Annotated in this window: 13 protein-coding genes and 1 pseudogene; 8 read left to right on the forward strand and 6 right to left on the reverse strand. The window is 70.2% G+C overall.

Annotation, left to right across the window (positions count from 1 at the left end; translation table 11 throughout):
* Positions 1-45 precede the first annotated feature (45 nt).
* Together RYH79_RS00995 and RYH79_RS01000 are read left to right on the forward strand one after the other, a co-directional pair.
* Complete coding sequence (locus tag RYH79_RS00995) at positions 46-660, forward strand: HAD family hydrolase (RefSeq protein ID WP_370895343.1); 615 nt, start codon at positions 46-48, stop codon at positions 658-660.
* Between the two features lie 129 nt (positions 661-789).
* A complete protein-coding gene (locus tag RYH79_RS01000) occupies positions 790-2322 on the forward strand; it encodes a TrkH family potassium uptake protein (RefSeq protein WP_370895345.1) in 1533 nt (510 codons plus the stop codon).
* A gap of 35 nt (positions 2323-2357) precedes the next feature.
* On the opposite strand, the gene RYH79_RS01005 is transcribed toward RYH79_RS01000, so the two are convergent.
* Positions 2358-3608: an MFS transporter gene (locus tag RYH79_RS01005; protein WP_370895347.1), complete on the reverse strand. Its 1251-nt coding sequence runs from the start codon at positions 3606-3608 to the stop codon at positions 2358-2360.
* Between the two features lie 207 nt (positions 3609-3815).
* Between RYH79_RS01005 and RYH79_RS01010 the strand changes: the two genes are divergently transcribed.
* Both RYH79_RS01010 and RYH79_RS01015 read left to right on the forward strand, forming a co-directional pair.
* Positions 3816-4160 carry a hypothetical protein gene (locus RYH79_RS01010; protein WP_370900718.1) on the forward strand — a complete coding sequence of 115 codons (345 nt, stop codon included), beginning with the start codon at positions 3816-3818 and terminating at the stop codon, positions 4158-4160.
* Positions 4161-4233: 73 nt separating this feature from the next.
* Complete coding sequence (locus RYH79_RS01015) at positions 4234-5169, forward strand: alpha/beta fold hydrolase (RefSeq protein ID WP_370895349.1); 936 nt, start codon at positions 4234-4236, stop codon at positions 5167-5169.
* Between the two features lie 2 nt (positions 5170-5171).
* On the opposite strand, the gene RYH79_RS01020 is transcribed toward RYH79_RS01015, so the two are convergent.
* A complete protein-coding gene (locus RYH79_RS01020; protein ID WP_370895351.1) occupies positions 5172-5663 on the reverse strand; it encodes a hypothetical protein in 492 nt (163 codons plus the stop codon).
* Between the two features lie 3 nt (positions 5664-5666).
* On the reverse strand, positions 5667-6392 hold the full coding sequence (locus RYH79_RS01025) for a hypothetical protein (protein WP_370895353.1): 726 nt from the start codon (positions 6390-6392) through the stop codon (positions 5667-5669).
* 359 nt (positions 6393-6751) lie between these two features.
* Here RYH79_RS01025 and RYH79_RS01030 point away from each other — a divergent pair, with 359 nt between their 5' ends.
* Positions 6752-7057, forward strand: a complete 306-nt coding sequence (locus RYH79_RS01030) for a hypothetical protein (protein WP_370895355.1) — start codon at positions 6752-6754, stop codon at positions 7055-7057.
* Positions 7058-7306: 249 nt separating this feature from the next.
* Here RYH79_RS01030 and RYH79_RS01035 read toward each other — a convergent pair.
* Positions 7307-8992, reverse strand: a pseudogene (locus RYH79_RS01035) (ABC1 kinase family protein); the annotation flags it as partial.
* Between the two features lie 6 nt (positions 8993-8998).
* Positions 8999-9379: an Hsp20/alpha crystallin family protein gene (locus tag RYH79_RS01040; protein ID WP_370895357.1), complete on the reverse strand. Its 381-nt coding sequence runs from the start codon at positions 9377-9379 to the stop codon at positions 8999-9001.
* Positions 9380-9641: 262 nt separating this feature from the next.
* Here RYH79_RS01040 and RYH79_RS01045 point away from each other — a divergent pair, with 262 nt between their 5' ends.
* The 3 genes from RYH79_RS01045 to RYH79_RS01055 all read left to right on the forward strand — a co-directional run bounded on the left by RYH79_RS01045 (position 9642) and on the right by RYH79_RS01055 (position 14216).
* Entirely contained in the window at positions 9642-11138 is a 1497-nt protein-coding gene (locus RYH79_RS01045; RefSeq protein WP_370895359.1) for a molybdopterin molybdotransferase MoeA, read from the forward strand.
* Positions 11135-13126: a molybdopterin biosynthesis protein gene (locus tag RYH79_RS01050; RefSeq protein WP_370895361.1), complete on the forward strand. Its 1992-nt coding sequence runs from the start codon at positions 11135-11137 to the stop codon at positions 13124-13126. The genes RYH79_RS01045 and RYH79_RS01050 overlap by 4 nt, the downstream gene beginning before the upstream one ends.
* A gap of 67 nt (positions 13127-13193) precedes the next feature.
* Entirely contained in the window at positions 13194-14216 is a 1023-nt protein-coding gene (locus tag RYH79_RS01055; RefSeq protein WP_370895363.1) for a lysylphosphatidylglycerol synthase domain-containing protein, read from the forward strand.
* A gap of 41 nt (positions 14217-14257) precedes the next feature.
* Here the strand turns inward: RYH79_RS01055 and RYH79_RS01060 are convergent, their stop codons facing one another.
* Positions 14258-14479 (reverse strand): hypothetical protein, encoded by a 222-nt coding sequence (locus RYH79_RS01060; RefSeq protein ID WP_370895365.1) that lies wholly within the window; start codon positions 14477-14479, stop codon positions 14258-14260.
* Between the last annotated feature and the right edge of the window lie 7 nt (positions 14480-14486).

Consider the following 14486-nt stretch of genomic DNA (forward strand, 5'->3'; position numbering starts at 1 on the left):
CCGAAGCCGAACCAGAGAAGTTCACGCGCCCGCCTACCCCCGGGCGTGACAGCCAACTCCTTCGAACTGTTCGGGACGCTCGTCGACGCAGACCTACCAGACGACCCCGCACGCGCCGTCGGTCGGGAGCTGGCCGACCGCGGCGTCGACCTCCCGGCCGACTGGGCGACCGCTTACGACGAGACACACATCGACCCGCCGGCGGAGGCGGTCGTCCCGTTGCCGGCCCACGTCAGCGCCGCCCTCGGCTCGCGGGGGGTAGACGCCCCGGACAACGCCCCGCGACGAGCGGTTGTCGCGGCGTTCGACCCGGAAGTCCGGACGCGCGAGGGGGCAAGTGAGGCGCTCGCGGCCGCGGCCGACCGCGGCCCCGTCGCGGTGCTCGCGGACGCCCCCGCGCCGGAGTTGGCCCGCCGGACGCTGATCCGTGCGGACCTGGACCGCTCGCTCCTCGACGCGACCGTCTCCACCGCCGCCTGCGGCTGGGCGCTGACCGCTCCGGAGGCCCACGAGACGGTCGCGCGCCGACTCGGGGCCGAGCGAGTGGTCCACGTCGGCCGCGCTGCCGTCGACCGCGAGCAGGCCCGCGACGTGACGGAGACACCCCTCCCGGCGCTGGCCCGCGAGTGGCGGGAGTCGCCGGACGACGCCGCTCGGTAAACCAGATACCGCGATACAGAATCGCCGTCTCCACTCTCGGTCGCGCCGAGTCGACTCGGGAGACTTTTTCACTACGCCAGCCGTCCGGATGAACGTCTCTGTGAGACGAAATGCTCCGAGGTGTCGGTCGTGACGTTCCGCGTCGACCTCCGGACGACGGCGAGCGTGCTCGGACGGGTGCTCCAGTACCTCGCGGTGCCGGTGGTGTTCCCGTTGACGATCGCCGTCTACTACGGCGAGAGTCTACTCCCGTTCGTGGCGACCATCGTCGTCGCGGTCGTCGTCGGTACGGCGCTGTCACGTCTCGATCCAGACCCGGACCTGGACGCGCCCGAGGGGTTCCTGTTCGTCGGGCTGACGTGGCTCGTCGTCCCGCTCGTCGGGACCATCCCCTACCTCGTCGCCGGGGAGGGGACGATCGCGGCGTTCCCGAACGCGTTGTTCGAGGCGATGAGTGGCTTCACCACGACCGGCGCGACCGTGCTCGGCGACATCTCCGTCGACACGCACGGTCGTGCAGTGCTCATGTGGCGACAGCTCACCCAGTGGCTCGGTGGGATGGGAATCGTCGTCCTGATGGTGGCGATTCTCCCCGAACTCGGCGCCGGCGGTGCCCAGCTCGTCGAGTCGGAGTCGCCGGGACTGGAACTGGACAAGCTCACCCCACGGATCGCCGAGACGGCGCGAGCGCTGTGGCTGTTGTACGTCTTCCTGACGGCCATCCTGGCCGGGCTCCTCTACCTCCTCCACCTCCTCGGGCTGGCGGACGGGATGACCCTCTACAACGCCGTCGCGCACGCCTTGACGACGATGCCGACCGGCGGCTTCTCGCCGGAGGCCCGGAGTATCGAGGCGTTCTCGCCGGCGGTCCAGTGGGTGATCACCCTGTTCATGGTCGTCGCGGGAACGAACTTCGCGTTGCTGTGGCGGGTACGGGCGGGTGACCCCGACCGACTCCTCCGCAACGAGGAGTTCCGGACGTACCTCGCGGCCGTCGCCGGGGTCGCCGTCGTCGCGGCGACGTTGCTCGTCACCGGCGCCGGGCTGGCCCGGACGCCGACCGGCGTGCCGGCGATCGTCGGCAACGTGGAGCGAGCGCTCCGGCACGGACTGTTCCAGGCGGCAGCCATCGTCACGACGACGGGCTACGCCAGCATGGACTTCAACACCTGGAGTGCGCCCGCGAAGTACCTCCTGTTGGCGGCGATGTTCCTCGGCGGCTCCGCCGGCTCCGCGGCCGGCTCGGTGAAGATCGTCCGCTGGGTCGTCGGGGTGAAGACGGCCGTCCGGGAGCTGTTCACCACCGGCCGCCCGGACGCCATCCGACCGGTCCGGACTAGCGGCGAGGTGGTCGACGAGGCGACGATCCGGGGGATCTTCGCCTTCCTCTTCCTGTTCGTCGTCACCTTCGCCGTCTCGACGCTGTTGTTGTTCCTCGACGCCGTCGGCACTGGGCTGGATCTCTCCGTACTGGAGGCTGCGAGCGCCACTGTCGCCATCCTGGGCAACGTGGGCCCGGGATTCGGCGCGGTCGGCCCGATGAACGGCTACACGGACTTCTCCACCCAGTCGAAGCTGTTCATGGTGTTGTTGATGTGGATCGGACGCCTGGAGATCGTCTCCGTGCTCGTCCTACTGACGCCCTCGTTCTGGCGGACGTAGTCGTCACGTGGGCGTCTCGCTGCGCGCTCCCGGCCTCACGCGGCCATCGTAGTGTCGAGTCGCCCGCGCGCGACCCACCCCACCGCGAGCAGGACGCCGCCGGCGACGGCGAACCCGGCTGCCGGGGAGACGCGGGCGGCGAGCCAGCCGCCGCCGAGGTACGCCAGCGGGAACGGCAGTTGGTACAGCGCGTTCGCCGCGCCAACGACGGTGCCGCGGTCGCGTTCCGGCACGCTCGCTTGCAGGACGCTGTCCGTCGGGACGTTGAACGCCGGCTGTGTCGCGCCGACGACGGCGGCCGCGACGGCCGCGGCCGCGAGCCCGACGGTCGTGCCGCCGCCGACGGCGACGACCGCGGCGAGTCCGAGGGTTGCGAGTCCGCAAGCGACGACCCCGCCCGCGAGGGCGGCCGTCCGGTCCCAGTCGGCACGGGCGACGACCCCGTTGCCCAGGAGTTTGCCCGCCTCGAACCCGACGAGCAGCACGGTGTACGCGAGCGCCGCCTCGAACGTCGCCGCTCCCAACGCCGCGAAGAACAGACTGTACGCGGGCATCACGAGGTTGATCCCGACGGCGACGGCGACGAGCACCGCGAGCGGGCCACGGAGGTAGCCCACGCCCGTCCGGGTCCGCGACAGCAACGCCCGAGGGCGCAAGCCCGGGCCCGTCTCGTCGGAGTCGCTCGTCTCGTCGCGCCCGTCGGCCCGCCCGGGTGGGAGCGCCGCCAACGGGACGGCCCCGACGAGTGCGGCGGCGCCGGCGACGCCCAGCGCGGTCGTCGCCGTCGTCGCGGCGGTGAGGAGCCCGCCGGCCAGCAGGACCACCACCTGCGTCGCCGCGTCCGTGCCGTGGACGACGGCGTTGGCGGCGTCCAAGTCCGTGACCAACTCCGGCAGCCACGCCTGACGGGCGACGTGGTGGAGGAACTGCCCGACGCCGAGCACGACCACGACGGCGTACACCGCCGGCAGTGACAGCGCTCCGACGGCCGCCAACGCCGGCAGCGCGACGAGCCCGCCGCCGAACAGGATCACTCCGGCCGCGACCACTCGGCGGCGCGGGAGGTGGTCGACGAGCGAACCGACGACCGGCGCCAGCAGCGCGTCGACGGAGCCCAGAGCCAGCGTCGCGCCGAGTTGGAGCGGCGACCCGGTCCGGCTCACGACGAGCCACGGCAACGCGACCCGCCGGAGCCCCGCCGCCAGCCTGACCGCGAGGCCGACGGTCCACAGCAGCGCGAACGAGCGTCGTCGTCGGAACAGCGAACGCAGCCACACGCGAACCACCCGCGGGCCGTTCGCCCGACCCCGATTTGACCGTTTCGACGGTGTGTGAGTCTGGAACACGGCGACGGCGGCGAACGTCGGCCGTCCGGCGGGACGGGGGACTTTTGTCCCGGCCGCGTGAAGTGTCGTCTCGTGACAGACGGGGGCGTCGACGAGGAGACTGCCGGCGGACGAGCCGACGGCCCGACGGCCGATCAGGTGGCCGAGTTGGCCGAGCGTGACTGGCGAGCGGCGCTGGCGGCCACGGGAGAGCTCGTCGGCCCGATCACTGACGAGATCATCCGGACCCACGGCGACCGCGGCCGTCGCGCCATCGAGGCGGTGTCGGAGCTCCGGGTGAAGCAGTACCGCGACTTCACGGTCGTCGTCGGCCACCACGAGGAACACGTCGTCGAGGACGGGGGCTGTGACTGTGCCGACGCCGCCTACAACCTCGACCCGGACGACCCGGATCAGCAGTGCTGGCACGCGCTCGCCGTCGACGTGGCCGAACGGGTCGACGCCGTCGACCACCACGACATGTGGTACTCCGAGGTGCGGGAGTTCCTGTAGGCCCCCGACGAGTCGTCTGCCCGGTGTAGCGACGAGCGACACGCTTTCGCCGTCAGTCCGCGTACCGACGCCCGTGACAACCGCCGCGTCGGAGCGACGGACGGACGACCTCCCCGCGGGTGTGCCGGGCGAGGCCACCTACCGGACGGTCGACGGCGAGTCGTTCCACGTCGTCGAGGCCGGGCCGGAAGGGGGCGAACTCGTCGTGTTGCTCCACGGCTTCCCGGAGTTCTGGTACGGCTGGCGCGACCAGATCGCACCGTTGGCGAACGCGGGCTACCGCGTCGTCGCCGTCGACCAACGGGGGTACAACCGGTCGCCCAAGTCGCCGGAGCGCCGCGACTACCGCCTCGCCGCGCTCGCAGAGGACGTGATCGGGCTCGTCGACGCCTACGACCGCGAGCGAGCGCACGTCGTCGGTCACGACTGGGGCGGCGTGGTGGGGTGGTGGCTGGCCGCCCGTCGCCCGGAGCGACTGCGCCGGTTCGTCGCCGTCCAGGCGCCCCACCCCGCGGTGATCCGCGGGACGCTCCGGCGCGACCCGACGACGCTCGTGCGAGCGAGCCACGCCGTCGCGTTCCAGGTGCCGGTCGCCCCGGAGGCGGCCTCTCGGGCGCTCGGCTGGCGGCTCCCCAAGACGATCATGCGCCGGACCGCGATGCCCGGCAGCTTCGACGAGGCGGACTTCCGGCGGTACGTCGCCGCCTGGGAGCGTCCGGGCGCGTTCACCGCGATGCTGAACTGGTACCGGGCGAACGCGCGGCCGCCGCCGCGACTCCCCGAGTCCGTCTCCGTGCCGACCCGGATCGTCTGGGGCGGCGACGACAGCTTCCTGCCGACGCAGATGGCCCACGACAGCACCGACCACGCCGCCGACGTCCGGATCACGATGCTGCCGGAGGCGACCCACTGGCTGCAACACGACGTGCCCGCGAAGGTGACGGACGCGATCCTGGACGAACTCGGCGGCCGCGGCGGGGGTCGGTCGGCACGCCGACGGCCGGAGTGAGCTTATTCCTTCGCCATCGTCACCCGAAGCCGGCCGCTTGGAGAGATGTCCAAGAAGAGAGCCTCGTACCCCGGAACCCCACCCGGCGGGACGCCGAACACCATCGTCTCGACTTCGTCGTGCTCTTCAGATGTCAGCTGTACCTCGTACCGCTTGTTCCCCCTGAGGTTGAGCGACTTCTCGGTGACACGCGGGGTCGCAGTACCTCCGGAGCCCAGAGCTGGGAGTGAGAACGAGCGTCCGTACACCGGGGGATCAGCCTTCTCGAATCCGCTTCCCGGCGTCTCAGTGACCGGAACAATCCTGACGATCGGAGTGTGGCCCGTCTGTGCACGATTCTCGACCTTCATGTCGAATGGAATCGCCCGGTCGGGACGACTGCCACTCTCGTCGTCTGCTGCGGCAACTGTCGAAGTTGATCCGATTCCAGCGACGGCTGCCGCGGTGAGAGATTGGAGAACTGTCCGTCTGTCGTGGTCTGTGTTGTCACTCATGATCTACTTCTGGTAGGCGTACGGGCTCCACTCGTCGAGACAGCAGCTCGACCAGATGTGCCGGAACAGCACGTCGTCGGCTCCGGTGTCTGTTCCTTTGTCGTAGTAGTGCGGGACGCCACACTCGTTCTCGTCTTTCCCTTTGATAACCCCCATCGGGGTGGTCTGATACTTCGTTGAGGAACTTGAGGTGCGGTCTGTCTTGCCTACGTTGTGTTCGTACTTTGGATCAGTGTTCTCCATGAACGCGTGCCCAAGTTCGTGGAGTACGGTACTCATAGCAGCGTGGGCTTTCCCGTTGCCTGCTTTTTGATAGCTAGAGGGTAGTTGTGAGACCCAGTACCCGGTTTGAGCATGCATGCACCGTGCGAAGGCCAACCCTCCACTTGTCTCATCCGTATTTGAGAGGAGAACGGATACGTCGTCGAACTCATCGTGACCCGGCTGAAGGCTTTTACACGCTAGCCAGTCTCTGAACCATCCGTTGAGCCAACTCCAATCACTGCTAATGGACCCACATGGTACCGGTCCACTAACGTCCTTATAATACTCTTGTGGCGGATTTGGAGTTTTTGACCTGATTTCGATATCGATAGTGAGATTGATTCTGCTAAACGCACCTTTGATGTACGTCTTAGCACGGTTAAGCGCCCTCTGAGCATGTCTTTCGTTGTACATTCGATTATACAATGATTGCGTCTGATAGAGATAGATGTTTTTATCTGCCATCTACCGGCACCTCCTGTGTGTCGTGGTTGTCATCGGCACTTGGTCTATTTTATGGGGAAAGTAATGAAAACCACGATGATCTGTATTGCAAAAGGTTATTATAGTACTGATAGAGTTCGGTGTATGTGGAAACGAAACGCCGGCGGTTAGTCGCGGTTATATGTGGGATGCTCACTGCTGGCTGTGCAACCCGCGGCGACGAAAACGGAGTGACGGAACCCGAGACAACGGACTCGTCACGAACCCGAACACCAACCAAGACCCGGACACCCACACCACGCGAGACGATCACCTGGGAGACTTGGATCGATCTGGTCCCAATTGTCCTCTCTGACGAGGAGCGCGAGCGGGTTGAGCCGATGTCGTTTGAGTCGCTGCCCGCCGAAGAGCGGCGGATCGTCCGTGAGGCGGCTGACGGGGAGTTTTCGGTCAGCTACGGCCGATACCAGACCCCAACGGACGGCGGCCGGGCAGCCGGACTGTCCTCGCTGACGGACCGCATCTTCGCCCGCCTGGACCGTCAGATCGCAGCATACGAGTCGACACACGGAACGGACACGGAGGTGCCTTCACACGTCAGAGCCGTCTACGTTCGCTACGAGGGACAACTGTACTGTCTTGATGTCGTTGTCGGCGACGCGAAACGGTACAGTTGCCCGTACTGACCCTCAGTCCCGCCCGGACTTGACTTCGATCTCGGTGGTGTCGCCGTCTGTGGTCGTGTCGGCACCGCCGTCCGCGTTCCCGTCGCCTGCGCCGCCGCCGCCCGCACCACCGCCGCCGCTCGCCGAGCCGCCGGCCTGATTCGCCGCCCCCGGCAGCACCGTCTGGGCACCGGGCCCGTCGTCTTCCCCGCCGTCGCCGTCCTCGTCGTCACCGAAGTCAGTGGCGGCGGCGACGCCGCCGCTTCCCCCCTGGCGTTCCTTGAGGTTCTGGCGGGTGAACTGCGGTTGGGCCTGGAGACTCTTCGACCGACTGCGGAACGAGCGGTAGAGGAAGAACACCATCGGCAGCGTGAGCACGACGATCCCGGCGGCGATGTACAGGTCGACCGTCTCCGTCGCGGCCGTCCGGAAGGAGTAGACGATGGCGGCGGACAACAGCCCGACCGCGGTGAGGATGGAGTACGACAGCCGCTTGGCCAGCCGGTCCAACACGTCGTTGTCGTCTTCGAGGTTGACGTTGACCGTCAGACTCTCGCGTTCGACGCTGTCGAGGACGCTGTCGAGCTTCGGCGGGACCGTGAACAACGCCTCCGTCGTCTCCCGCACCTGGCCGGCGGCGTCGGCGGCGTACCGCTGGGCCGTCTCCTCCAGGTAGCCCTGTTCGCCCAGGTAGTCCGTCGCCACCTCGATGAAGTCGAACTCGGGGTCGAGCGTGACACACACCCCTTCGACGACGGTGGCGACCCGGAGGACGAGCGCCATGTTCTGTGGCAGCCGCAGCGGGAAGTCGTAGATCGTCGACTCCACCTCCTCGATCACCTGTTGGACGCGGTACTGTTCGACGTCCTCGCCGCGCACGTCCGCGATGGCCAGCTCCATCACGTCGGCCATCACGTCCCGGTCTGCCTCCGGCGAGAGCGTCCCCATCTCCACGAGCGCGTCCAGGATCCCGTCGATGTTCTGGTCGGCGACGGCGACGTAGAAGTCGATGATCTTCTCCTGGACGAACGGGTCGACCCGGCCGGACATCCCGAAGTCGTAGAAGACGATCGCACCGTCGTCCGTCACCGCGAGGTTGCCCGGGTGCGGGTCGGCGTGGAACACGCCGTCTTCCGCGATCATCTGGAGGTAGATTCGTTGGAGCGTCGTCGCCAGCTCCGTCCGGTCGATCCCCTTCTCGTCTAACGTCTCCACGTCGGAAATCTTCACCCCGGGGATGTACTCCATCGTCAACACCCGGCCCGTCGACGCGCGGTGGACCGGCTCCGGAATGACGACTCGGTCGTTGCCCGCGAAGTTCTCCTTGATCTGTGTCAGGACGCGCCGTTCCCGGTCGTAGTCCATCTCCTGGTTGATCGTCTTGTCGAACTCGTCGGCGAGATTCTCCAACGAGAACGCCTGGCCCTGGCCGACGAACCTGACGAGCAACGGCACGGACCACTTGATCACCTTCAGGTCTGCGTTCACGAGCTCCTCGATGCCCGGGCGGCGCACCTTCACCGCCACCGTCTGGCCGTCGTACTCCGCGACGTACACTTGGCCGAGGCTGGCTCCCGAGATGGGTTCGCGGTCGAACTCGTCGAACACCTCGTCGACGGGGCCGAGCTCCTCTTCTACGACCGCCTTCGACTCCGTCCACGACGCCGGCGGCACGTCGTCTTGCAGCTGTGACAGCGCCTCGATGTACTCTGCCGGGAGCACGTCCGGTCGGGTGGAGAGAATCTGCCCGAGCTTGATGAACGTCGGACCGAGGGTGAGCAGGGTGTCCAACAGAATCTCTGCACGGCGGCGCCGCTGGTCTGGCGTCACCTCGCGGCCGGGGCCGAACAACAGGAACCGGTTGCGGTCCCGGAGTAAGGCGACGATCAGCGGCAGGAACCGATAGACGACGAGCGGGAACCGACGGTAGGCGCGGAGAGAGACCAGCGTGACCACCCCGGCTTACGCACTCGCGTCCGACGCCGTGTCGGGCTCCGTCACCGGAATCGTGCGCTCGCTGTCCGTCTCCCGCTTCGGGAGGCGAACCTCCAACACCCCGCGGTGCATCGAGGCCTCCGCCCCGTCGCCGACCGCGTCCGGCGGCAACGGAATCTCCGCGTCGAGGAACAACGCGCGGTCCTCGCCGAGGTACTGGAACTCGTGTGGCGTGTCCTTCTCGCGTCTGGCCTCCACGCGCAGTCGGCCGCCGCCGAACGACACGTCCGTGGTCTCGGCGCTCGCACCGGGGAGGTCGACGACGAGGAGGTACGCCGCCTCGCTCTCCAACACGTCGGCGAACACCGTCTCCGGCAGGTCACGGAGCGCCTCGCGGAGCTTCGACATACGCGGAACTACACGGAGCACGTCGAAAAAGGCCGCGATTCGTCTCTCGTGTTGTTCGTGTGGTCGCCCGTGTCCGTCGGATTCTGTGACTGTACGGCGCGTGTTCTCGTCTGGGTGGAAGCCCGCGGCTCTCGCTTCGGTGCCGAAGAGTCTCGCTCCCCGGCAGTCTGGCGGGGCGTTCGGCCCGTCCGTGACCCTGCGACAGTCGGGCGAGACGACGAACGACCGTCAGACCCGTAACGGAGCCCGCCCAACGGAGCCCGTGACACACGAACACACGGGCATCAAGCGCCGGACGCGGGTGGCGGCGGCCCGAGAGCGGCTCCACGAACGACTCCGTCCCCACGACCGGACGGAGCAGGTCCCGTTGCGCGAGGCGGTCGGCCGGGCGCTAGCGACGGACGTGACGGCGTCACGCGCGGTCCCACAGACGGACCGCGCGGCGGTCGACGGCTGGGCAGTCCGGGCGAGTGACACGGTGGGCGCGAGCCCTCGGGCGCCGGCCGTCCTGCGCGTCGCCCGGGACGGAGACGGTGCGGAGACCGACGGGACCGACACGACCGACACACACGCCGAGACTCCGACGGTCTCCCCGGAGGCGGCAGTTCCGGTCGACACGGGTGAACCGTTGCCGGCCGGCGCCGACGCGGTCGTCCGGGTGGAGGTGACGACGCGTGTCGGCGACGAACTGGAGGTGGCCCGCGCGGTGCCCGAACGGGGGGACGTGGTGGTCCGCGGCGAGGACGTGACCGGGGGCCAGCAGCTGTACCGCGCCGGGCACCGGCTGCGGGCGGGCGATCTGGGGCTGCTGCGGGCGGTCGGACGCGAGCAGGTGACGGTCGCCGAGCGGCCACGGGTCGCCGTGTTCCCGACCGGGGACGAGTTGGTGGGGCGCGACCCCGACCCGGGGGAGACGCTGGAGACGAACGGCGTGGTCGTCGAGCGGCTGACGGCCGCCTGGGGGGGTGACGCGACGGTCGAGCCGGCCGTGCCGGACGAGCCCGCGGCGCTCCGAGCGCGGCTGTCGACTGCCGCACGCGGACTCGACACGTCAGAGACAGTCGACGACGCTGCCGACGGCCCAGCCGGTGCCGACACTCCCACCGACGCGGACGTGATCGTCACGGTCGGCGGGACGGCGGTAGGGGGGCGCGACCACCTCCCGTCGGTGGTGGCGGAACTGTCGGAGGGCGACGAGAACGCGACCGAGAGAGACGAGCGGGCCGAGCCGGACGACCCGGCCGACGAGCCGTTCGTCCGCGGGGTCGCGGCGGAGCCGGGCCACCCGACGACGCTGGGGGTCGTCGGCGACACCCCGGTCGTCTGTCTGCCGGGCTACCCGGTCGCCTGCGTCGTGGCAGCGGTGCAGTTCCTCCGCCCGGCCGTCCACCGACTCGCGGGGGGTCACACGCCGCCACACCCGACCACGGAGGCGGAGCTCACCCGGAAGGTGGCGTCCGGGCCGGGCGTCCGGACGTTCGCGCCCGTCCGACTCGGGGACGACGGTACCGACACCCACCGATCCGACACTGTAGGCACCGACGGCGCCGACGACACAGACACCGCGCACGACACGAACGTCACGGGCGCCACCCCGACGGACGGCGGCACGAGCGCGCGGTCGACGCTCGGGCTCGCGGACGGCTGGGTGGTCGTCCCGGAGTCACGCGAGGGGTACGACACGGGCGAGACGGTCACGGTCGAACTGTGGGAGCGGCCGGCGGCCGGCCCGGCCGACACCGTGGGGGGACCGGCGTGACGGACCGCAAGCAGTTTCGGGACCTGATCGACCCGGAGACGGCCCGCGAGACGATCGCGGACCTGGAGATCGCGCCGCCGCCGGAGACGGTGCCGCCGACGGACGCCCGGGAGCGCGTGCTCGCCGAACGGGTGGACGCCGGAATCGACGTGCCGGGGTTCGACCGCGCGGCCGTCGACGGCTACGCCGTCCGGGCGGCGGACACGGCGGGCGCCGACGCCGACCCCGTCGAACTCCCGCTGACGGGGACGGTCCACGCGGGCGAGACGCCGGCGACGACCGTCGAGTCGGGGGCGTGCGTCGAGGTGTCCACCGGCGCGGTGCTGCCGGACGGCGCGGACGCGGTGGTGATGGTCGAGGACACGGACGAGCCGACGCAGTCGTCGGCCGACGACGCCGACCGAGCGGACGGCGAGACCGGCACCGACACCACACACGCGCCGACGGTGACGGTCCGGACGGCCGTCGCCCCCGGTGACCACGTCGGCTTCGCGGGCGAGGACGTGGCCGCCGGCGCCCGGGCGCTCGGCCCGGGGACGCGGGTCGGGCCACAGGAGGTCGCGTTGTTGTCGGCGCTGGGGGTCGCCGAGGTGCCGGTCCGCGGGCGGCCGACGGTCGGAATCGTCTCGACGGGTGAGGAACTCGTCCGGCCGGAGACGGAGCCGAACCACGCCCGCGGCGAGATCCACGACGTGAACGCCTACACGGTCGCGGCGGGCGTCGAGGAGGCCGGCGGTGACGCGGAGATCTACCCGCACGTCTCGGACAACGTGAGCGACCTGGCCGGGACGCTCCGGGAGGCGGCCACAGAGTGTGATCTCGTCGTCTCCTCGGGGTCGACCTCGGCCAGCGCCGTCGACGTGGTGTATCGCGTGATCGAAGAACAGGGGGAACTGTTGTTCCACGGCGTCGCCATCAAGCCGGGCAAGCCGACGCTCGCCGGCAGACTCGACGGCACGCCGTACGTCGGACTGCCGGGCTACCCCGTGTCGGCGGCGACGATCTTCCGGACGTTCGTCGCGCCGGCGATCCGGTCTGCCGCCGGGCTGCCGGAGCCGGCGACGGCGACCGTCGACGGCAGGATGGCCGTCAGACAACGGACGGAGGAGGGTCGCCGGCGACTCCTCTCTGTCGGGCTCGTCGAAGACGGTGCCGGCGAGACGCTCGTGTACCCGGTCGACAGGGGGTCGGGCGCGACGACGAGTCTGGTCAACGCCGACGGCGTCGTCTCCGTCCACCCGGACACGACGTACCTCGCGGCCGGCGAGCGCGTCACCGTCCAGACGTTCGGCGCGGACGCGCGACCGCCGACCGTGTTCGGCGTCGGCGAGGACGACCCCGCCGTCTCGCGGCTGCTCGACCGACTCGACCGCCCGCGGTACCTCGCGGAGGGGAGCCGTCGCGGGCTCCGAGAGCTCCGCGCCGGCGTGCCGGACGTCGCCGTCACCGCCGGGCCGGTCGACGGGACGGGCGAGACAGCCGGGGCGACCGACGCGGGCGACGCGCCGGACGCGGGTGACGCGGCCGAAGTCGGGGGGTGGACCCGCGACTGGGGGCTGCTCGTCCCGGCCGGCAACCCACGAGACGTACGCGGGATCGCGGACCTGATCGACCGCGACCTCCGACTCGTCGCCCGCGACAACGGCTCCGGGCTCCAGACGAGTCTGGCGAACGCCGTCGCCGCGCTCGCGGACGAACGGGGGGTCGACCGCCACGACGCGGTCGCGGCCATCGACGGCTACGACCGCGGGCTCCGCGCCCACGAGTCGCCCGCCAGACGTGTGCTCGCGGACGACGCCGACGCCGGCCTCGGGCTGCGCGTCACCGCCGACCGGCTCGACGTGTCGTTCGTCCCGGTCGACGACCAACGGGTCCGGGTGTGGGCTGCCACAGACCGTCTGGACAAACCCGGCGTGGAACGACTCCGTGACGCTGTCGACGCCGGCGTCGCCGACGGGCTCGCGGGCTACCGAGAGTCAACTGACTGACGCCCGGCACGGCTCCCGACGGGGGACGACCGACGGCCTTTCGACCGTGCGTCTCGCAGCGAAAGCTGTGCGCCGTCGTCTGCGGTTCCTCGTCGGGCTCGCCCTCGGTGGCGGTGCCCTCGCCGTCGGCCTCCAGTTCGTCGGGACGGACGCGGTCGTCGCCAGTGCCAGACGGCTGGCACCGTGGGCGCTGGCAGTCGTCGCAGTGCTCGTCGCCGCCGAGGCGGTTGTCGACGGACTCGGAGTGTGGGCGTCCGCCCGACCGCTGGCGGGTGGGCTGTCGGCCGCCGACAGCGTGAAGTTCGCGCTCGCGGGGGACTTCTTCGACACCGTCAGCCCGGCCGGTCCGGTGAGCTCCGAGCCGGTCGTCGCCCGCTTCCTCGCCGTCGAGACCGACACCGGCTACGCCGACGCGCTGGGCGTCCGGTCGACCGCGAAGTACGTCAAGTCCGGCACACAGTTGTTGGCGTCGCTCGCGCTCGGTGGGGTCGTTCTCCTGGGCGTCGGTGCGACCGGACCGTCGTCGACGGCCGTGCTCACGGTGCTCGGGGGGGCGGCAGTCCTGCTCGTCGCCGGCGGGGTGGTCGTGGTGCGGGCGCGAGCGCCGCTCTCGCGGGGCGTGGTCGCGGTCCTGACGCCGACACTCGGCCGTGGGGCGCGACTCCTCGGCCGAGAGCCGCCGACGCGGGCGGCAGTCGAGGCGGCGGTCGACCGATTCTGGGGACGGGCGCTCGTGTTCGGCGCCCGGCCACGACTCCTGGCGGCCATCGCCTTGGCCGGCGTCGCCGAACAGCTCCTGGCGGCGTCGACGCTGTGGGTCGCGCTCGTCGCCGCCGACGTGACGGCGCCGTTGTCGGCCGTCGCGGCGGTCGTCCCGCTGACCCGGGTCGCGAGCGTCGTCCCCGTTCCCGGGAGCCTCGGGGCGTACGATCTGTTGCTCGTCGGCGCGCTGGTGGCGGTCGTCGCGGTGCCGACGGCGCCGGCGACGGCTGCGGTGCTCGTGGTCAGGGCGGCCGCGTTGCCGTTCGCGCTCGTCGCCGGCGGCGTCGCGGTCGCGTTCCTGCGGGGCTGGCGACCGACGAACGGCTGACCGTCACGAGCGACACTGTCGACAGAAGAGGAGACGGGAGTTCAGTCGTGGTCTGGCGCGCCACGTCCCGGGACTGGGCGACCGTCCGCCCAGGCGATCCAGACGAGCCAGTAGCCGACGGCGACGACCGGCAGCGCCCACCAGACGGGCGCGGCGACGTCGGGCGCCGGAACGAACCCCGCGGAGACGGCCAACATGAGCGCCGGCATCGCCGCAGCCGCGACGGCGGCGGCGACGACCCGGAGCGGCGGCGTATCTGTCATGATCGTT

This window comes from Halobaculum sp. MBLA0143, from assembly GCF_041361465.1.
In the GTDB taxonomy this organism is placed as follows: domain Archaea; phylum Halobacteriota; class Halobacteria; order Halobacteriales; family Haloferacaceae; genus JAHENP01.

What these genes read in the sequence shown, in the direction of transcription:
- RYH79_RS01040 (WP_370895357.1), bottom strand. Translation starts at nt 9,379, where the DNA reads ATGTCGAAGCTCCGCGAGGCGCTCCGTGACCTGCCGGAGACGGTGTTC.
- RYH79_RS01025 (WP_370895353.1), bottom strand. Translation starts at nt 6,392, where the DNA reads ATGGCAGATAAAAACATCTATCTCTATCAGACGCAATCATTGTATAAT.
- RYH79_RS01020 (WP_370895351.1), bottom strand. Translation starts at nt 5,663, where the DNA reads ATGAGTGACAACACAGACCACGACAGACGGACAGTTCTCCAATCTCTC.
- RYH79_RS01060 (WP_370895365.1), bottom strand. Translation starts at nt 14,479, where the DNA reads ATGACAGATACGCCGCCGCTCCGGGTCGTCGCCGCCGCCGTCGCGGCT.
- RYH79_RS01030 (WP_370895355.1), top strand. Translation starts at nt 6,752, where the DNA reads ATGTCGTTTGAGTCGCTGCCCGCCGAAGAGCGGCGGATCGTCCGTGAG.